Origin of the sequence: Parasedimentitalea marina, assembly GCF_004006175.1 — a bacterium.
GTDB lineage: Bacteria > Pseudomonadota > Alphaproteobacteria > Rhodobacterales > Rhodobacteraceae > Parasedimentitalea > Parasedimentitalea marina.
In genome coordinates, this window is record NZ_CP033219.1 from 3,479,773 (window position 1) to 3,499,587 (window position 19,815).

Consider the following 19,815-nt stretch of genomic DNA (forward strand, 5'->3'; position numbering starts at 1 on the left):
TGTATTAGACCCGGCGCAGGCGGATCACCACATCAACCGAGGCAATCTCGACACCCTCTGGCGCGTCTGGCAGCTGCTGAATGACCAGTTGGTCCGCAGGCGCATCTGACAATCGCCCCTCGTCTTCCCAATAGAAATGTGGGTGATCGTGGGTATTGGTGTCAAAATAGCTTTTCGACCCATCAACAGTGATTTCCTGCAACACCCCCGCCTCGCAAAAGGCGCGCAATGTGTTGTAGACCGTTGCCAGCGAGACCGCAGCCCCTTCGGTTTGGGCAGAGCCATACAGGCTTTCGGCAGTGACGTGGCGATGATTGCCATCACCGACCAGCAATTCAGCCAATGAAACGCGCTGTCTCGTTGGCCTCAATCCGGCTGTCTCCAGCCAGTTGGTTGCGATTTTCACGCTGTTTGGCGTCATCAGCAGATCCTGCATCGTGTTGCTAGAATGCTTATAGGGGAAAACCCCGGTCAATTTCAAATGAATTTCATTCGCAACTACAGATACCTTTCCCCGCCATACCGCCAAGGGCCGCTCTTGCAGGACCCTTTGGCGGGGTGCTACATGGGGTTAATTGACATTTGATACTTCAGGCAGGAGATGCGCCAGTATGGCCGATTACCCCAGCAGCTTTGACAAAGACGACTTGCTGAAATGCGCCCGTGGCGAATTGTTCGGCCCCGGCAATGCGCAGCTCCCTGCCCCGCCGATGCTGATGATGGACCGCATCACCGAAGTCAGCGGAGATGGCGGTGCCCACGGCAAAGGCCATATCGTGGCTGAGTTCGACATCAACCCCGAGCTGTGGTTCTTTGAGTGCCACTTCCCCGGCAACCCGATTATGCCCGGCTGTCTGGGCCTGGATGGGTTGTGGCAGCTGACCGGCTTTAACCTCGGCTGGCGCGGATGGCAGGGTCGCGGCTATGCACTGGGAGTGGGCGAGGTCAAACTGACCGGCATGGTCCGCCCCGAACGCAAGATGCTGACCTATAAAATCGACTTCACCAAAGCGATCCAAACCCGCCGCCTGACCATGGGTGTCGCTGATGGCATCGTCGAAGCCGACGGCGAAGTGATCTACGACGTCAAAGGCATGAAAGTCGCGCTCAGCGAGAGCTGAGCCAGCTTACATATTGCAGAATAGAAAGAGGCCTAATGGCCTCTTTTTGCTGTTTTCGCTTTATTTTAATTTGCACTTCAAAACGCAAGCCTTGTTTTCCACGTCCATTGACAACCCAAGAGCGACAAGGATAGTCGTCCCTTAAATTATTAGTGTTTAGGTATATTTATGAAACTAATTTCGAAATTTTTGGCTGGGGCGGCGCTCCTTGCCCTGTCCTCTTGTGGAACATCCCAACAGGCCTTCGGCACAAAGCCACTAACACTTGAAGAAACTGAAAAAGCAGTAAATCTGTTTTCTGATTTTTGCCTTGGCACTCTGCCCAATGATTTTCGCGGAGCTAGACACCAAGCTGCAAGACACAACCTAGGTCTAACCCATTCGGAAGGAAAACGGCTGTTTTATGCCAAAGGTGATAAGTTCATGGTTGCTGCAATTGCTAATGAAGGAGGTAGAGATATTTGCGTCGTAGGCTTTGCTGGATCGACCGATATTAACTCTGTTTCTCAAATGTTTCTCCAGCAGGCCCAAGCGAAAACGGGCGGCAAACCCAGAGAAAAATTTCCATCGTCTCACTTTGAGTTCGCCTATCACTTGAACAACGGCAGCTTCTTTACACATGATGTCAAACTTAGAAAGGGCGTAACCCGGCACATATTTTCCGTCTCTCTGCCAGAACCCAGGAGCGAAATCGCAAACTACATTTACAAATAATAGATAGAACCACCCAAACCCCAACCCACCTTGCACCTCTCCCCAGCAATGGCCTAATAAGGCATAAGCAAACAAGGGAGTGCACGTATGCGTCGTGTCGTCGTCACCGGACTGGGAATTGTCTCCTCTATCGGGAATAATGCCGCCGAGGTTCTGGCCTCGCTCAAGGCAGGTAAATCTGGCATCGTCGCCAGCCCCTCAATGACCGAACACGGCTTTCGCAGCCAGGTGGCCGGTACGCTGAAGATCGACACCAAGGAACTGGTGGACAAACGCACCCTGCGGTTCATGGGGGATGGCGCGGCCTATGCGCATATCGCGATGAGCCAGGCCATTGCCGACGCAGGTCTGTCCGAAGATCAGGTGGTCAACACCCGCACCGGTCTGGTGGCTGGCTCCGGCGGCCCATCCACCAGCGCTATGCTGACGGCGCATCAGGTGGTTGCCAAAACCGGCGCCACCAAACGCATTGGGCCCTTTGCGGTACCAAAATGCATGAGCTCGACCATCTCGGCCAATCTGGCGACAGCGTTCAAGATCAAGGGTATCAACTACTCGATCACCTCGGCCTGTTCGACCTCGCTGCACTGTATCGGCAACGCGGCCGAGCAGATCATGATGGGCAAGCAGGACGTGATGTTTGCCGGCGGCGGTGAAGAGCTGGACTGGACCCTGTCGTGTCTGTTCGACGCCATGGGCGCGATGTCATCGAAGAAAAACGACGATCCGGCTGCAGCCAGCCGTGCCTTTGATGCCAACCGCGATGGTTTTGTCATCTCGGGCGGTGGCGGCATCGTGGTGCTGGAAGATCTGGACCACGCCGTTGCGCGCGGCGCGAAAATCTACGCCGAAGTCACTGGCTTTGCCGCAACATCCGACGGCCACGACATGGTGGCCCCATCCGGCGAAGGTGGCGAACGCGCCATGCGCCTGGCACTGGAAAGCCTGCCCGAAGGTCGCAAGGTCAGTTACATCAACGCCCACGGCACCTCGACCCCGGTTGGCGATGTTGGCGAAGTGGAAGCGGTCCGTCGTGTGTTTGGCGAGGGCAGCACCCCGCCGATTTCATCCACCAAGTCGATGACCGGCCACGCACAGGGTGCCGCTGGCGCGCTTGAGGCTATCTTCTGTCTGCTGATGCTGGACAATGATTTTATCACGCCGTCGATCAACGTCGACGAGCTGGATCCGGCCATCAACGAGGGCGAGATTGCAACCGCCTATGTTGAAGATGCCGGTCTGGACAGCGTCATGACCAACAGCTTTGGCTTTGGCGGCACCAATGGATCGATGATCCTGAGCAAGTACAAAGGGTAACCGGATATGTCTGGAGCACTACAGGGCAAACGCGGCCTTATCATGGGCGTCGCCAACGAACGCTCGATTGCCTGGGGCATTGCCAAAGCGATGGCCGAAGCTGGCGCCGAACTGGCCTTCACCTATCAGGGCGAGGCCTTTGGCAAGCGACTAGAGCCACTGGCGCAGCGTGTTGGCAGTGATTTCATGGTCGACGTTGATGTCACCGATGATGCGTCTTTGGATACGGCATTCGAACAGCTTGGCGCCCGCTGGCCCACGATTGATTTTGTGGTGCACGCGATCGCCTATTCCGACAAGAACGAGCTGACCGGCCGGTTCCTGGATACCAGCCGGGCCAACTTTAAAAACTCGCTGGATATTTCGGCCTATTCTTTCATCGAGGTGGCCCGCCGGGCGCATCCCCTGATGGTCGACAATGGCGGCACATTGCTGACCTTGACCTATCAGGGCTCTAACCGGGTCTGCCCCAGCTATAACGTGATGGGTGTGGCCAAGGCGGCGCTGGAATCCGCAACCCGGTATCTGGCCAACGATCTGGGCCCCGAGGGCATTCGTGTCAATGCGATCTCACCCGGACCGATGAAAACCCTGGCCGGGGCTGCCATTGGTGGCGCGCGCAAGACCTATAAGCACACCGACCAGAACGCACCGCTGCGCTCAAACGCGACGCTGGAAGCGGTGGGCGGCACTGCGGTCTACCTGGCCTCGGATGCGGGGGCCTGCACCACGGGCGAGATTTTGCGGGTGGATGGTGGCTTCCATGTCTTGGGCATGCCGCAACCTGATCACCTGTAAATTCGATCCAATAAAATATCATACAAGGGGGCGCCGCTTTGGCGCCCTTTTTTCTTGCCCGAGATACCAATCAACCAAAGACAAAATAATAAACCGCAAGATTTCCCAGGATCGAGATCAGCGCCACCGCCTGCCAAAACGCAACTGGGTTTCGTTGCATCAGTGGCTTGGGGTGACGGTTCACCATCTCGGGGTTTGGGCGTTTCAGATCAGTTACGAACTCGGTCAGCCGATCATAGCGAGCTTTCGGGCTAACCTGCAGCGCCTTACTCAAAGCCCCGTCGACCCAGACTGGGATACGGTTATTGTGCTCTAACGCCGAGACATAGCTAAGCCGGGCAACATCGCGGGCCGAGTGAAACCCTTTGCCCTGATAGGGCAGTTTTCCGGTCAGCATCTCATAAGCAATGACGGCCAGCGAATACATGTCAGACAAACGACTGGGCGGCTGCCCCATATGATATTCCGGCGCGATATAGTCAGCCGTTCCCAGTAGTGAAAGCTGCTCGACCGGGGTTTCGACCTCGACAAGTCCGGCAACCCTGGACGAGCCAAAATCGATGATGTGCACGGTGCCGTCCAGATCGATCATAATGTTGTCGGGTTTCAAATCTTGATGGATAATTTCCTTGCGGTTAAAGGCCCTTAACCCGATCGACAGCTGTTCGATGATACTGCGAACCCCCTGCAGGTCCGGCTCTGGCGTGTCGTCCATCCACTGGCGCAGCGTTTGACCCTCGATATACTCGGTCACGTAATACAGGCTGCGGCGCTGCCGAACCGGCTGTAACACCTTCAACACATGTGGGTTTGCGATCATCCGCCCCACCCATTCCTCGCGGGTGAACATCTCGATATAGGTCGGGTCATCCTGGTAATTCACCGAGGGCGTCTTCAGCGCCACCTGGTCACCACTGATCACTTCAACGGCCAGATAGACCTGCGAGCGGCTGCTGGCGTGTAATTCGCGAACGATGCGGTAGCCTTCGAACTCCAGTCCCGGTGCCAATTCAGGCGGGAACGGCAAAGCGGTCAGGCGTTTGAGATAGGTTTCCTCGTCCGGTTTTCCAGGGTCGTCGGTGCGCACGATCTGACAGGTCAGGTTATCGGCGCTGCCATTGGCCAGGGCCTCGGCGACAATGGCGCGGGCAGCAGTGTCCAGGTCGTCCGGGGTTTCAGTGATCAGGCTGAGCATCCGCCCATCGGCGATGTGATTGTGTACACCGTCGGTGGTGAAAATAAAGTAATCCCCCGGCTGCACCGGAACCGTCAGATAGTCGACCTGTAAATCCGGACTAAAGCCAACAGCCCGCGCCAGATACTCTTGTTTACGCGAAATCCGCAGGTTGTGGTCCGTGGTCAGCACCTCGACCTTTCCATCGCGAGCCAGATAGATTCTGGAATCGCCAACATGAAACAGATAAGCGCAGGCAGATTTCAGAACCATCGCGGAAAACGTGCTGAGCATACCCCGATCAGACAGATAGTGCGTCACATTCTGACTGTAGAGCCAGCGGTTCATCGCTGTCATAACCCGTTCAACCGAGGTCCGAACGGTCCAGGAATCATGGGTCGCATAATAGTCGCTGAGAAAGCTTTTGATACAGGTCTCGCTGGCGGCCTTGGCGGCCTCGCTGGTGCTGACACCATCTGCGATGGCCATGGCAATACCTTTGGTCACTAACTCCGGTCCCTCAGGGGTTAGCACACCATAGGAATCGTCATTGGTATCCTTTTGTCCTCTGGCTGAGAACTGCCCGATGCTGATTTTGGGACCGCTTACCATTTATGTCTCCTGAAGGGGTCAGCCGCTGAAACCAGCATCGGGCAGGGATTTGGATTATACAACGTCGATCATCGTCACCGAGCCATCCGGCTCAATCTCGGCCATGGCACCCTTGGGATCCTGAAAGAAGATCAAGGTGGCGAAAAAGGTGAACAGCGATGTTGCGGCGATGGTCAGAAAGAACACCTGAGGGCTGAACTGTGCATAAACCGTCAGAAACAGCACCCCACCAACATTGCCAAAGGCCCCGACCATGCCAGCGATCTGACCGGTCAGACGCCGTTTGATGATCGGGATCACGGCGTAGACAGAGCCGTTGCCTGCATTGACAAAGATCGAACAGGCCAAGGTGGCAAAGACGGCGAACACAAGCCCTGTGTCTGCAGAAATCAGCGACATCAGCAGATAGCCACAGGCGGCCCCCCCTACCAGCACCAGCGAGATCCGGCGACGGCCAAAGGTATCACTTAGCCAGCCGCCCATTGGACGGGCAAACAGGTTGGTGCCGGCAAATCCGCCGGCCAACAATCCTGCTGTGGCAACCGACAAATCAAACGTGCTCATCAGGTACAGGGGCAGCATCGACACAACCGCCAGCTCGCTCCCGAAGGTCACCATATAGGTCATGCCTAAGATCACTACCTGACTGAATTTATACTGGTGGATCTCAGGTACCGTCTGGGTGAACACTGTGTGATTGACCTGGTAGGCCTGCCAGATCTGATAGGCATAAAGCGCCGCAAGGAACAGATAGGCTCCGTAGACAGCGCCATCGGGCAGCAGGCCAACACCGGAAGGACCCAACTTCCAGGCCAGAATGCCCAGCGCCAGGATCATTGGTGCCTGCATCAGCAGATAGAGGACAAAATCCCCCGGGCTGGTGACCTCAAGGGCGCCGGATTTCTTGGGCTTGAAATAGGTCGCCCCCTGCGGCGTATCGGTAACCGAGTTATAATAGATCACCCCATAGACCATGGCGACAACACCCGTTGACGCGACCGCAAGGCGCCACCCCTCATCGCCACCAAATATCAAGGCAACCGAGGGCAAGGCAACGGCCGCCGCTGCCGAGCCAAAGTTACCCCAGCCCCCATAGATTCCCTGAGCAAGCCCAACCTGCTTGGCAGGGAACCATTCGCTGATCATCCGGGCGCCAACGACAAACCCGGCACCCACAAACCCCAATAGAAACCGGGTCAAGGCCAGCATGGCAAAACTTTGGGCGGCGGCAAACATCAGACAGAGCACACCGGAGATGACCAGCAAGGCAGAGTAGACACGTCTGGGTCCCAACCTATCGACCAACATGCCAACCACGACCCGCGCCGGAATGGTCAGCGCCACGTTCAGGATCAGGATCGCCCTGACCTCTTGGTCTGTCAGCCCCAGTGTGGCCTGGATAGAAGTCATCAGCGGCGCATGATTGAACCACACAAAGAAGCTAATGAAGAATGCTATCCACGTGAGATGCAAAACGCCTGTACTGCGGTCTCGGCGGAAGATGTTGATACCTGTTGGGCTCGGAAGTGCCATAAGAAACCTACTCTCATTGGTCAGATCGGGTATCTGAGCCGCTATCTGTGGCACTGCTCCGGTTCAATTGGGCAGATCTAAATGACACAGTTGAGAAGGTAGGAAAGCCGGGGATATGCCCCTTTGCGGGGCACTTTGCACAAATATTGGGCTAACAGCATCCAAGATGAGGGCTTTGGGGGTGTGACACCTGATAGCGTTGAGACCAGAGGATAGATCATCAACGCTATCAACTATGAAGGCCTGTCGCCCAAACCCGCCGCGCCCAATAGCCGGATCGCGCAGCCTATTGGTTTAGAACGCCTATCCGGCCTCCAAGTGAACGATTTGGTCAAAATGTCGCCGTGTAATCTGCTGCTGAGGCAGCCTGACCTCGTCCTTATCCAGGATATTGAATGAGGGCTTGCCTAAGTAGGAGGGCGGCAGAACCATGAAGCGCAGAAAACTGGTCATCGCATGATCGGCGCTGGCTTCAGCCCGAACTGGAAAATTTGCCGTTTCAAACCAGGCCCGACCCGGGGTCGCGACATGCAAATGTTCATCTCCAACAACCGAAAGCTCTCCAACCGTCAAAAACCGAAGTCCGTCCCCTGGATGAATATGGCGAAAGGCAACAGCACTTGGCGGGAATTTAACCTCGTCCATGCGAAGCAAAACGTCTGAAGACCCTGAGGGCACTGGCAAAGAGACTTGCCCATACCCCTGAGCCTGTTCAACCGGTGCATCGTGGGACAAATCAAACCGAACCCAATGCGTCTTTGCCGTTCCGGCGACTTCAAACGTATCACCCTTGCGAAGGAGAGCGCCGCCTCCTTGTTTAACTTTGTCTCCATTGATCAAGAGAGAGCCATGAAAAAGCCGCAATCCGCCAAAGGCGTGTGCAAAGTGCTGGAGGCCATCGCTACCTCCGCTGCCGGATGAAACCGAAAGAAAGTAAGTCGTCACGTCTGCCCCTCAGTAAAATCAATTTAGTGGAGTATCTCCGGAAAAAATCGACACGACAAGTAACGTAGGGTAAATATGTGAAAAAGAGGTTATTCCGGTTCGTCGTCGATGATTTTGATCATAAGTTGAGAACCTTACCCCACCTATATTGGACGTCAGGCCAAAATGGCGCCCCAGCAGTACGCATTTTGTCAGTCTCAACATCGCCCGCGTAATCAAGAATACCCTTCTTGTAACTCTGGCGCGCTCGTGACGCAGTTAACCAGCGGCCGACCTGCGGTGTATGACGGTCCCACAATCCCGAAAACCCCAGCCGGTCAAGACGGTCCACATAGGAAACAAGGGCCACATCCGCGAGACTATAGCGCGTGCCCAACAGCCAGGGGCCACGGTCCAAGATCGTTTGCATATCGTGAAACAGGCTGCGAAGGATAAAAAATGCTGCGTCTACATGTGGCGATTCCAAACCCAGGTTGAACAGATCGCGGCGCTTGGCCCGTGCTGCCGGGTTGGGCATGCGCAGGATCGCGGCCTCTGCTTCTTCGGGCGTCTTGGCAGCACGAATCCGACTGCGCCCCACAGTGGAAAACGTCATCGTGTTGATGGCTGCATGGACATCGATGCAGCGTGCCAACCACATCCGTGCCCGAGCACTGTCCTGCGGGTTTTTGGGTATCAAACGGGGACCGGTCCCCAAGTCATCAATATACTCAAGAATTACGCTGGATTCGACAACCACAAGACCGCCATCCACAAGCGTTGGCACCACGCCCTTGGGATTAAGCCGCAAATATTCAGGCCTGTGCTGCTCTCCCTTGGTCAGGTTAATTTGATGACTGTGCCATTCAAGGCCCTTTTCACTCAGCCCGATACGGACCTTAGCTGAACAGACACTTGTTGTACCGTGAGAGAGCTCTAACATTTGGGGCTTCCACATCCTTGGACTGTTCTTAGCGTTTTGGGATACCTGTTTTGTCGTCGTCAGGCGCATCACGCATCGTCACCCCGTCAACAAGCACAAAAACAATAGAACAAGGTTCAGTCCCGCGATTGGACCAGGCATGATTGGTGCCACGTTGAACTACCATGTCCCCGGCTTTGAGCAAGATCTCGTCCTCATCCATCATCATGTAAATCTCGCCCGACAGCACGATGCCGTAGTCGACGGAATTTGTCCGGTGCATAAACGGATGGCGCGCATTCTCGACAATATTGGCGGCGGCGCCCATTTCAGCAAATGCTGACTTACCATCCAGTTTTGCCAATACCTCGGGGTCTTCGGGCAGGAACTCAACACAGCGAAAGACACTGCCATTTTCCGGCGGATGCAAGATGAACGGACCTGTGCAGGTTTCAGTCGGCCCATCATATTCCGCCGGCGTTCCGTCAGACAGCCAGAAATTGGTCAGCGTCACCCCCGGACGATTGGGCCGTTGTAGAACTTGGGTCGCGATCTCATCGCTTTCGACGATAGCAACGCCCATGTCATCGTGTCCGGTGACCACTCTTCTAAAGCTTCGGGTCATGGTATTTCCTTTGATGTAGGGACTTATGTCTGCGCCGGGGCGCGTGATTTTTCGAACAGGATAAGCGCGATAAATGCTGCCGCCCCTGCCAGTGCTGTGAATGGGCCCTGGAACAGCAGGGCCAGTCCACTGGCCCCTGCCACGATCCGCAATAGCGGGCTTATCGGTTGGTAAAGGCAGCCGATCACCGCGATCGAAATCGCTGCAATGCCGGCAAATCCCGTAACCCAAGCCGCCACAATATCCAACACAGTGCCCTGCATCACCAAGCCAGGCCCAAAGATAAAAGCAAACGGCAACACAAAGCTGGTCACCGCATAAGAGGCAGCGGTCCAGCCGACCTTATTGATATTTGCATCCGCAATGCCGCCCGCAACATAGGCTGCCAAGGCCACCGGAGGTGTGATTGTCGATATGCAACCGTAATAGAACACAAAGAAGTGGGCCGACAGAACCGGCACGCCCAGCTTGACCAAGGCAGGGGCCACGACCGTGGCCAGGATCAAATAGGCTGCTGTGGTCGGCAGGCCCATACCCAGGATAATCGAGGTGATCATGGTGAAAAACAGCGCCAGAAACAGCGATCCGTTAGAGGCCACATCGATCAGCAAAGCGATCTTTGACCCCAGACCGGTGATCCCCAGAATACCCGAGATAATCCCCGCCGCCGCACAGGCCGCTGATATGGTCACCACGCTGCGCCCGCCTTCGGAGACTCCGTTAGCAATTTTACCCAGCAGCTCGCGATTGATACCGCGGCGTTGCACAATAACCGATCCTATCAGCACTGCCATCGCCCAGAGCGACGCCTTGAACGGTGAATATCCCTTAAGCATCAAGGCAATCAGAATACCAAAGGCCGCCATGAAGGGGATACCCTGCAAGAGAACCTGGCCAAGGGATCGTCCATCCGCCTGATTTTCAGGACTGGCGGTGATGCCGTTTTTGATCCCTTGCAAGTGCACAACCGCAAAGGCTGACCCAAAAAACAACAGCGCCGGCAACAGCGCGGTGGCCATCACGGATGTGTAGGGAACACCGACAATCTCGGCCATGATAAAGGCCGCAGCTCCCATGACGGGCGGCATCAGCTGGCCACCGGTTGATGCAACAGCTTCTATCGCGCCGGCTTGATGAGGCGCGTAGCCCTCGCGCTTCATCACCGGGATAGTCACAACACCGGTGACCGCGACATTGCCGGCCGCCGATCCGGACACCATGCCGATCAAGGCAGAAAACATCACCGCGGACTTGGCACTTGCAGCACGCATACCGCGGGTCAGCCGCACCGAGACCTGAAAGAAAAAGTCCCCTGCACCAAGGCCGGACAGCAGCGCACCAAAGATGGTGAAGACAATGATGTAGGTGGCCGCCACCCCTACAGGGATGCCGTAGATGCCCTGTGTGTCGGTGGTCAGGAACAGCACAATGCGTTCGAACCCATAGCCGCGCCCATATAAGACGCCGGGCAAATAGGGGCTTAGGAATGGATAGCTAAAGAATACCAAGGTGATAACAGCTAGAATAAGCCCAACGCCACGTCGCGCTGCCTCAAACACGACAGCCACCAACACGGCCCCCGCATAAAAGTCGCCGATTTCAGTCAGCCCGCCGCTAAAGGCGATAGCCTTCCACCGGGTCAGCATCCACCAACTGGCCGAGATCGTTGCTGCGATCAGGCCAAGACTCATCATTGTATTTGCCGCGCTGCCGTCCAGTTTCGGGGTTGCCGGCTTAAGAATAAACAGGATCGAAAAGGCAAACATCACATGGGTCAACCGCATCGGCATCGTAGAGACCGTGATCACCCCCGACACGATTAGCAAGTGATACAGACCAAGCCCAATGCCTGCCCAAAACAGCAGTTTTTCTTTGCGTAGAAGTCGCATTCAACAGAGTACCGTCTATGAAGTTGAAATGCGCTGACCCGGCCTCATTAGCGACAGGTCAGCAAGGTTTACGTTACTTGTTAAAGTAACGCACAGCACCTTCGTGCAATGGAATGGCAAGATTAAGCGTCGTTGCCGGGTCCATCTGGCGGGCGCTGGCATTCTCGGCTTTCAGCTCATCCAGATGGTCAAAGATGGCCGCTGTAATCTTCTCAGCGATATCTGCATCCATTGAACTTGGAACAACCAACATATTGTTGACCCCGATCAACTGCCCGGCGGCAGGTGTTCCATAGACATCCGCAGGCACATCCACCGCCGCAAACGCGCCGTTCTTGGCCAGGGCCTCGTCCATAATTCCGTCCGAGAACGATATGAATTTCAGTGAATGACCAGCCGAGGCCTGCATAACTGCACCCGCAGGAAGCCCTGACAACGCAAAGGCGGCGTCCACGTTGCCATCGGTCAACTGGCTGAACCCATCCGAGTACGACAGGAAGCTGGGAGTGAAATCATCCAGCGTCATGTCATGCAGGGGCAGCAAGAAGTTCATGAACCCCAGTGTCCCACCACCAGCGGGACCAATGGCAACGCGCTTGCCCTTAAGGTCCTCAATTGTTTCGATATCAGAATCGCCCATTACGACCATGTGCAAAACACTGGGGTGCAGTGCAGCCACGGCGTTAAGTTCAATGGCACCTGATTTATAAGGACCTTTGCCTTTGATGGCCAAGACCGCCAGGTTATTGTTGGTGATCGCAATCTCGACTTCGCTTGTTCCAATCAAACGAGGGTTCTGCACCGACCCGCCAGTAACGATCGGGACCATTGAAATCTCATCACCAGCATATTTGTTGACGAGGTTAGATATGCTCTGGCCCATCGGATAAAAAGCGCCCCCAACACTTGCCGTTCCCATGCGCAACTCTTCCGCCTGGGCCACGCTGCCAGACAACACCGCAACCGCCGCTGCAACTTTTAGAATCTTGAACATTTGTAGTCCTCCCTTGCGATGGCAAGGATAAACGACAAAAAGCTCTTGTAAATATTTTATCGACTTTTTATTGAACTTGGCCAAAAAATACGCGAAAACGACAAATAGAGCGAAAAAGCAGAAAACCGGAGAGTGCCCCGATGCGCGAGAACCATTTTGAAGACGGCAAGTACTGGGTAAGCCCCTATAATTTCGTACCAGAAGTGCGCAAAAATCTGCTGTTACCGCCCAAAGTTCAAATCCACGATGCGACCTTGCGCGATGGTGAACAGACCCCGGGTGTCGTCTTCTCGATCGATGATAAGATCCGCATCGCGACAAAAATGGACGAAATCGGCATCGAACGGATCGAAGCAGGAATGCCGGCTGTTTCGCTGCAAGATGCCGAAGCGATCAAGGAAATCTCTAAGCTTGGTTTGAAGTCCAAGATCTTTACCTTTGCACGGGCTATGAAAAAAGACATCGACATGGCACTGGAATGTGGCGCCGACGGCGTCATCATCGAGGTGCCCATCGGATATCCAAAACTGGTCACTCAGTTTGGCTGGACCTGGGAAGACGTCTTTAAGAAAAGCCGTGACGTGATCAACTACGCCAGAGAGCAAGGCCTATATGCCGTATTCTTTCCCTACGACACAACGCGCGCGCGCCCGGATGATCTGACCAACCTGTGCAAGGCGGTGATGAACGAATCCCCACCCGATTCCATCGGTATCGTCGACACCATGGGCTGCGCGACGCCTGAAGCGATCAAATACATGGTGCGTTGGGTCAAGGACATGACCGGCCTGCCGATAGAGATCCACACTCACAATGACTTTGGCATGGGCGTCGCAACCGAATTGGCTGCCGTCACGGCCGGAGCGGAAGTGGTGCACAGCTGCGGCAACGGGCTGGGCGAGCGTACAGGCAACGCCGCGCTGGAAGAACTGATGCTGGGGCTCGACCTACTATACGGCTATGACACGGGTTATCATTTTGACAAACTGCCGGAACTGGGCGACCTGCTATCGCAGCTTTCCAATATCCCTATCGCACGTAACAAACCAGTTCTGGGCACTGGGAATTTCATTCGCGAGTCGGGAATTGGCATTCAATATGTAATGCACGACCCGCTTGTCATGTTTGGCACCCACCCATCCCTGACAGGTCGCGCAGGCGAAGTTGTCTTGGGTAAGAAAAGTGGTAAGGCCTCGATCACATACAAACTGGAAGAGCTGGGCCTTGGCGAGGTTACCGACGAGCAATCAGCCGAGATTTTGGATAGCGTAAAACAAAAGGGCATCCAGAAACGTGACATCCTGGACGATGCAGAATTCATTGCCATCGTCACAGAAGTCCGCGCGGCGTGACCCGTCTTAATACCAATACCGCGCTGCCAAGATAGCATTTCAGCACAAAACGGGGCCCAATTGTACGTATTCGATGCATTGGGCCCCGTTTTGTGCAATAAATCCCAATCAGACTGCTATGATTTGTTGAAATTGCCTGAAAAGTCGATATTTTGTCACCATGAACATAAGCGATGTACCCAGCAAACCTAGCGTGTCCAAGTCCGACAGCTCTGCGACCCATCGGGCGTATACGGAACTGCGCCGGTTGATCTTGACTGGCCAGTATAAGCCGGGCGAAAAACTCAAGATTGAGACGTTGCGAAAGGCGCTGAACACCGGTGCGTCGCCAATCCGTGAGGCTCTTAGCCTTTTGACCTCGGACCAATTGGTCGAACGTTTGGACCAACGCGGGTTCCGGGCCGCCGAAGCCGGACGCAAAAACTTCGAGGACATTTTGAAACTTCGCTGCACGCTCGAGGACATGGCACTGCGTGAAAGCATCGCAAATGCCACTGAGAGTTGGGAAGAAAACCTGGTCCTTTGCCATCATCGGATGGTGCGCGGCTCTCGCGATGACATTGAAGAGTTCGAGGCGAGGCATAAAGCGTTTCATATGGCCCTGCTCGCTGGCTGTAACTCGCCCATTCTGCTGCGTTATTGCAGCCAGCTTTACGATCTTAATGTTCGGTATCGCTACCTGGCTTTGCAATCCAATAATTACCTGAAACGGGATATTCCAAAAGAGCATCAGGATATTATGGATGCGGCAATCGCCCGAAATCCTGATCTTGTGTCGGAACGTCTGCTCAACCACTACCGCCAAACTGGGGCATTTCTGACCGGACTATTAGCCGGAACTCTTTAGATGGATTTCTGGCTCGACACTGTCAGACCATGACATCCTAGCCGGACAGATCCCTACGGAAGTCGAACCATAGCGCCCTTGTTACATCAACCTAACGCAACAAAACACCAATATGACGACACTCTCGCACTGACTTGAACGTACCCCATTTCTGCTAACCCAAACTGGAGAAAAAAGATGTTTTCAAGACGCAGGTTTTTACAGACGACGGCTGCAGTTGCCGGGACCATTACCGTGTTACCGCAACTCGCCGCCGCAGATGGCCATTCCATGCATTTTGCAGATGGATCGATCAACGTGATCCCGGTTGCGCATGCCTCATTGGTTATCGAAACCCCCATGGGCGTGATCTATGCTGACCCGGTGGGCGATCCGGCGTTATACGCTGATTTTCCCCCCGCTGATCTGGTGCTGATTACGCACCATCACGGCGACCATCTCAACAATGACACACTGGCCGCAGTGATGGGCGAGACCACGACACTGATTTCAAACAAGGGCGCGCAGGAAAAGATGGCCGCCGATATGGCCGCCCGTGCGCAAGTGATTGCGAACGGAGACACAACAGCGTTCGGCGATATCGGGATCGAGGCAATAGCCGCCTATAACACAACAGAAGGTCGCCTGAAATTCCACCCGCAAGGGCGCGACAACGGCTATGTTTTGACGATTGGTGGCACCCGTGTCTATCTCTCCGGCGATACCGAAGATGTACCCGAGATGCGGGCGCTACAGAATATTGACGTCGCCCTGCTGTGCATGAATTTGCCCTTCACCATGGACATCAACGCGGCCGCCAGCGCAGTGGCCGAATTCAAACCTGCCGTTGTCATCCCCTACCACTACCGGGGCAAAGACGGCGGTACCCAAGATCCCGTGGCCTTTGCTGCTTTGTTAGACAGCTCGATCAAAGTTCAGCAGGGCAATTGGTACGGTTAAACCCTGAGGGTGAAGAGGTGCCTGTGAAAGCAGAAATATCACAACAGACTATCTGAAGCAGATCCTGAAGACGTCTGCGTGATACGATGCCACGCTTATCATGCACTGCCTGACACAACTCATCGGGCGGTGCATATGAGTGGCGACAATGCGCCGGTTTTCCTGCATTGCGGGGATCAAGACCACTGGCCCATGTCCGGCACTTAGCACGCAGCCATAGTCTCCTCTAACTCCCGCCAGTGTTGCAGCCAATCCTGACCACCCAAGGCATCGGACAAAGGTTGCAGCTGTTTTTCACAAGCTTTCCACCGATCCAGACCTTTGATGTTGATTTTCTCGCGCACTTGCATCGTTGATGCCGTGTGAACGGCGCCACTGCCCCGTTCCGGGCTTAGACAAGTCTCCTGCCAAGGCAATCCGGCATGATCGATCAATGCGCGGATCTGTTGGTCAGGCGACTGCACCAGCGCGCGATAAGACTGCATGCGCATTTTCTTTCCAAGTTTTTGTGAGAAGCTTTCTGCTGAGCGGTACACTTCGCGCGTCATCATTCCAATCCACGGCAAGCATGCCGAAAATTCATTTTTCTCACCGTAAAGCGTTGAAAAATTAGACAGTCCCACATCCAGAGGATGGCGCATCATGAATAGGAATCTTGCATCTGGCAGCAAATATTGCGCAATTCCCATGTTGAAACAATTGAGTGGTAACTTATCAATTATCACCTGGTGCTTATTTGGTAATCCATTGAATGCGTTACCGAAATAACTACCGCGCAACGCTTTGATCTGCGCATCAGATCGACTTTCCAACCACTGCCAAAGGTTCTGGTCCGGACTTAGGGAGTTATGCATGAAAGTTGCTATCAAAGACAGTGCACAGCTTTCACCCACGCTACCTACTTGATCATGCCGCATCAGGATCCGTTCCACCAAGGTCGTACCCGACCGAGGCAACCCACATACAAAGATCACACGTGGGTCTTGCGAAGTTTTGTTTGTATGTTTCTTGGGCCGAAAATGCGCGACTTGATCATCCACCCTCTGCTTCACCGTATCAAAGTCAAACTCTCGGTTTTGGGACGTTTTTGCGCGCGCAAAATGCTGAAATGCAGCAGTGTAATGACCTGAAGCCGCTTCGACTTGACCAAGCGTGTTGGACGCCAGAGCTTGCGCTTCGGCTGGCAGCTTATTTGACTTGTCGAACTTCCGCAGCAGCGCAACCCATTTCGAATTCCGCCGGAGTGGCACCATCTCGTTCAGATGGTACATCGCCCACACTTGATTGGGGTCCAGTTTCAGCACCTTCTGACACTCAGCTATTGCCCCCTCCACATCACCAGACAATTGACGCAGCTTACTCAATTTCATCCGGTAGCTGGTTTTCCCCGGGCAATTATCAATCAAAAAGCCAAGCATCGCGATCGCAGTTTTGGTGTCGCCTATTTGAAAATAGCACTCGGCCGCCCGGTCGAGGGTCTCAAGGTCTAGAGGATTCGCCTCTAGCTTGAACTTCAATTGGGCCAATGCCGGAACGAATTGCCGACGTGCGATCAGCTTATCCACGAACGCATGGCGTTCTTCTGAGTGTATCGGTGTGAGATGGGCCTCAACAGGTTGGGATAGCGATAAAGATGACATCTTGGCGTCCTAGATGCTTGAGGCGGTCAGCCACAAAAGCGAGAAGAATACTAACATGCCAACACATAAATAGGGTGCGGGGCACATTGAGCTACCGAGCTTATTCTTATCATTAAGCGGGAAATTTTAATTTTGTCATAATTTGAAATTGTAAATCTTCCAGTCATCAAATCCGAATTGGGTTGCAACCGACGTGAGTTTTAAGACGGACTGGAACTGCCGCAATTTGGGCCAGAGGGAGAGGAAGTCATTCACCCTCCCAAAATGGCCATGTTCTACGACACAGAGTTGCGCAGGCTGATGGCCGCCGTGACCGCCCTGATGTAAGTGCCGAAGACTCGTGGCATCTGTGCACGGTGATCGACAAAGTTGATCCTGACGCCGCAGGCACTTCATGTTGAAAATGGCCCCTAGTACATCAGTGGATAGCTGATGAAGTGGGTTGAGAAACGTAATGTACCGCTCGAATACATCCAGCCAGGCAAACCGCAACAGAACGCTAAAATCGAAAGCGATAACCGCACGGTTCGTAGCGAATGACCGGAGCAAAACATCTTCAAAACCGTCGAGGCGGCACCGTACCAAGACACTAGGCCGCACGCAGTTCAAAAATCTTTGCGGCTCACGATGTGCTGCTGTGGTGGTGGGACGTAAATACCTGCGCCTCAACGGATAGAAACAACGTCACTCGGGTAATTGCTGAAGCTTTAGCCCAATTTGTGTACCTAACCGATCATTGTAGACCTCAGGATGATCAAACATCTCACATAGGTTACCAGAGAAGTTCACCCCCAAACATTTGTCTTCTTCCGCACAAAACGACGCGCATTGACTAAAGGAACTCGATTCAAAGTCATAATATGGTGAGTCAAAAAATGCTTTGTTGTTACGCTTCTTCATGACGATGTTGGTTCTTGCGGAACGGATAAGCGCTGCGAACGACGGCGCAATGTAACTGTCGGCCTTTGGTTGAACGTATATCAGGTTCGAAGTGTCTGCTGCGGATTTCAAGAAACAGAGGTTGTTCCACCTGTCGTGCGTATAGGCTGTGCATTTGTCGTCTGCGTCACAGGACTGCCTGCAGGTTTCCAAAGTTGCATTTCGGACCAGTCCAACATCGCCACCAGGTAGGTCAAAACCGGGAAAACTGACAAAATCAGCTGCAGTTGTTGCCACAATCGAAGGCTCTTTGCCGGACTGCTGCGCATATTGCCTGCGGGCAGAATGATACGCCGCTGACTTAGGTAGGTCACTGAGTGGGGTAGCAAAGTCAAGCAGATACCAAGGAGCCACGTCCCGGACTTCAATCGTTTCACCTTCATTCAACCATCCAGAAAACGAAAAGTTATCGTTTTCCCGAATTGCATAATACCTTGATATTTCAACCGAGATTTCACCTTCATCAGGATCAAAATCTTCGTACTCGAAGTTCGCTAAGCCTTCGGAAATACTAACAAAGCACCCTATTCTATCACTCCTGTGCGTAATGGGGTAAGGGCCGGCAAATCCTCTGATCAAGCCGTCTAACTGTTCAACTTCGATAGTAAAGTCATCAACTTCATAGTCCAACAAACGACGGTTCAGTGCTGCGGCAGAGGTGAAGTCCTTGTGAATCGATTCAGTATGCCCCTGGACAAGAGGAAACTCACCCTTGAGGTAAATATTGTTACAAACGTTCCGAATGGCCCCTGGCGTCACCGCATTGCTGTAGTCCACCCCATTCAGGCCAATTTCCGATAAGATTACATCCCCAACTGTATCAATAAAATACATATCATCGGGGCTGGTATTCAGAAAGCGATGCACCAAGTGATCTGTAAGGGCACCGTTCTCGCGGTCTTGAAGGCGGTTGATCTCGTACACCTGAGCCGCAATTTCCATCGCGACATCAAACGCCTTGCTCACCTGATCACCAGGAAATTTGATGTTTGCCGGGAATACCAGTCGCGGTCCGTGAAATCCAAGGCGACCATCGGGCCAGATCTCGCGCCGCATTTCTCGGGTAACGCCTGTCCCCAACAGGTAAGAGCCACCCAGAAAAGCCAGTGCACAGGCAGATTCACAATTCGCACCTGGCAGGACATGCGTTTTGATATTCTGTGCCCAAATCATTTCGAACAGCTCAAGCCCTTCACTCAGACTGCCACCTGGGCTGTCGAGGCAGAGCTTGAGGCCATCGCCGGCATACCCACCTTTGCTGCGCCAGTTTGCTTTCTGTCTATCAAGTTCTTTTGCGTCGCCTTGCCTGATCTCGCCTGTCAAACTCAAGTCGCAAAGCTCTGTATTGGCTTTGATAATTTCAGCCGCCTGTACGGGGGACACAAGCCAAATTCCAAGACCAAGCGCCAAGAGTAACTGCTTCATACAACCAGCCTTTCACTTGCTGACCACATGACGTTCCAAAGGGAAACGCC

General features: G+C 53.9%; 17 protein-coding genes and 1 pseudogene. 8 read left to right on the forward strand and 10 right to left on the reverse strand.

Annotated elements, in window-relative coordinates:
- Nucleotides 1-4 precede the first annotated feature (4 nt).
- On the reverse strand, nt 5-421 hold the full coding sequence (gene irrA, locus EBB79_RS16775) for an iron response transcriptional regulator IrrA (RefSeq protein ID WP_127749962.1): 417 nt from the start codon (nt 419-421) through the stop codon (nt 5-7).
- 190 nt (nt 422-611) lie between these two features.
- On the opposite strand from irrA, the gene fabA reads away from it, so the two are divergent.
- From fabA to EBB79_RS16795, 4 genes are all read left to right on the forward strand, one after another.
- The gene (gene fabA / locus EBB79_RS16780; protein ID WP_127749963.1) at nt 612-1,121 is read left to right on the forward strand and encodes a bifunctional 3-hydroxydecanoyl-ACP dehydratase/trans-2-decenoyl-ACP isomerase; all 510 of its coding nucleotides are present in this window, start codon (nt 612-614) and stop codon (nt 1,119-1,121) included.
- A gap of 168 nt (nt 1,122-1,289) precedes the next feature.
- Complete coding sequence (locus tag EBB79_RS16785; protein WP_127749964.1) at nt 1,290-1,835, forward strand: hypothetical protein; 546 nt, start codon at nt 1,290-1,292, stop codon at nt 1,833-1,835.
- A gap of 87 nt (nt 1,836-1,922) precedes the next feature.
- A complete protein-coding gene (fabB, locus tag EBB79_RS16790; protein ID WP_127749965.1) occupies nt 1,923-3,152 on the forward strand; it encodes a beta-ketoacyl-ACP synthase I in 1,230 nt (409 codons plus the stop codon).
- A gap of 6 nt (nt 3,153-3,158) precedes the next feature.
- Complete coding sequence (locus EBB79_RS16795; RefSeq protein ID WP_127749966.1) at nt 3,159-3,950, forward strand: enoyl-ACP reductase FabI; 792 nt, start codon at nt 3,159-3,161, stop codon at nt 3,948-3,950.
- Nucleotides 3,951-4,020: 70 nt separating this feature from the next.
- Here the strand turns inward: EBB79_RS16795 and EBB79_RS16800 are convergent, their stop codons facing one another.
- The 7 genes from EBB79_RS16800 to EBB79_RS16830 all read right to left on the reverse strand — a co-directional run bounded on the left by EBB79_RS16800 (nt 4,021) and on the right by EBB79_RS16830 (nt 12,623).
- Entirely contained in the window at nt 4,021-5,736 is a 1,716-nt protein-coding gene (locus tag EBB79_RS16800; protein ID WP_127749967.1) for a bifunctional protein-serine/threonine kinase/phosphatase, read from the reverse strand.
- Nucleotides 5,737-5,790: 54 nt separating this feature from the next.
- On the reverse strand, nt 5,791-7,146 hold the full coding sequence (locus tag EBB79_RS16805) for an MFS transporter (RefSeq protein WP_238704937.1): 1,356 nt from the start codon (nt 7,144-7,146) through the stop codon (nt 5,791-5,793).
- Between the two features lie 426 nt (nt 7,147-7,572).
- Nucleotides 7,573-8,214, reverse strand: a complete 642-nt coding sequence (locus tag EBB79_RS16810) for a cupin domain-containing protein (protein WP_127749969.1) — start codon at nt 8,212-8,214, stop codon at nt 7,573-7,575.
- A gap of 118 nt (nt 8,215-8,332) precedes the next feature.
- Nucleotides 8,333-9,136 carry a glutathione S-transferase family protein gene (locus EBB79_RS16815; RefSeq protein WP_164860840.1) on the reverse strand — a complete coding sequence of 268 codons (804 nt, stop codon included), beginning with the start codon at nt 9,134-9,136 and terminating at the stop codon, nt 8,333-8,335.
- Nucleotides 9,137-9,164: 28 nt separating this feature from the next.
- The gene (locus EBB79_RS16820) at nt 9,165-9,740 is read right to left on the reverse strand and encodes a cupin domain-containing protein (RefSeq protein ID WP_127749971.1); all 576 of its coding nucleotides are present in this window, start codon (nt 9,738-9,740) and stop codon (nt 9,165-9,167) included.
- Between the two features lie 23 nt (nt 9,741-9,763).
- Nucleotides 9,764-11,629 carry a TRAP transporter permease gene (locus EBB79_RS16825; protein WP_127749972.1) on the reverse strand — a complete coding sequence of 622 codons (1,866 nt, stop codon included), beginning with the start codon at nt 11,627-11,629 and terminating at the stop codon, nt 9,764-9,766.
- Nucleotides 11,630-11,702: 73 nt separating this feature from the next.
- Nucleotides 11,703-12,623, reverse strand: a complete 921-nt coding sequence (locus EBB79_RS16830; RefSeq protein WP_127749973.1) for a TAXI family TRAP transporter solute-binding subunit — start codon at nt 12,621-12,623, stop codon at nt 11,703-11,705.
- Between the two features lie 140 nt (nt 12,624-12,763).
- Here EBB79_RS16830 and EBB79_RS16835 point away from each other — a divergent pair, with 140 nt between their 5' ends.
- The 3 genes from EBB79_RS16835 to EBB79_RS16845 all read left to right on the forward strand — a co-directional run bounded on the left by EBB79_RS16835 (nt 12,764) and on the right by EBB79_RS16845 (nt 15,761).
- On the forward strand, nt 12,764-13,975 hold the full coding sequence (locus tag EBB79_RS16835; protein ID WP_127749974.1) for a LeuA family protein: 1,212 nt from the start codon (nt 12,764-12,766) through the stop codon (nt 13,973-13,975).
- A gap of 193 nt (nt 13,976-14,168) precedes the next feature.
- On the forward strand, nt 14,169-14,822 hold the full coding sequence (locus EBB79_RS16840) for a GntR family transcriptional regulator (RefSeq protein ID WP_238704938.1): 654 nt from the start codon (nt 14,169-14,171) through the stop codon (nt 14,820-14,822).
- Nucleotides 14,823-14,999: 177 nt separating this feature from the next.
- The gene (locus EBB79_RS16845; RefSeq protein ID WP_127749976.1) at nt 15,000-15,761 is read left to right on the forward strand and encodes an MBL fold metallo-hydrolase; all 762 of its coding nucleotides are present in this window, start codon (nt 15,000-15,002) and stop codon (nt 15,759-15,761) included.
- Between the two features lie 203 nt (nt 15,762-15,964).
- Here EBB79_RS16845 and EBB79_RS16850 read toward each other — a convergent pair whose 3' ends face one another.
- A complete protein-coding gene (locus tag EBB79_RS16850; protein ID WP_127749977.1) occupies nt 15,965-17,401 on the reverse strand; it encodes a tetratricopeptide repeat-containing sulfotransferase family protein in 1,437 nt (478 codons plus the stop codon).
- A gap of 396 nt (nt 17,402-17,797) precedes the next feature.
- On the opposite strand from EBB79_RS16850, the pseudogene EBB79_RS16855 reads away from it, so the two are divergent.
- Nucleotides 17,798-17,938, forward strand: a pseudogene (locus tag EBB79_RS16855) (integrase core domain-containing protein); the annotation flags it as partial.
- A 147-nt stretch (nt 17,939-18,085) separates the two neighbouring features.
- Here EBB79_RS16855 and EBB79_RS16860 read toward each other — a convergent pair.
- Nucleotides 18,086-19,765, reverse strand: coding sequence for a PAN domain-containing protein (locus EBB79_RS16860; protein ID WP_127749978.1), 1,680 nt, complete (start codon nt 19,763-19,765; stop codon nt 18,086-18,088).
- Nucleotides 19,766-19,815: the final 50 nt, after the last annotated feature.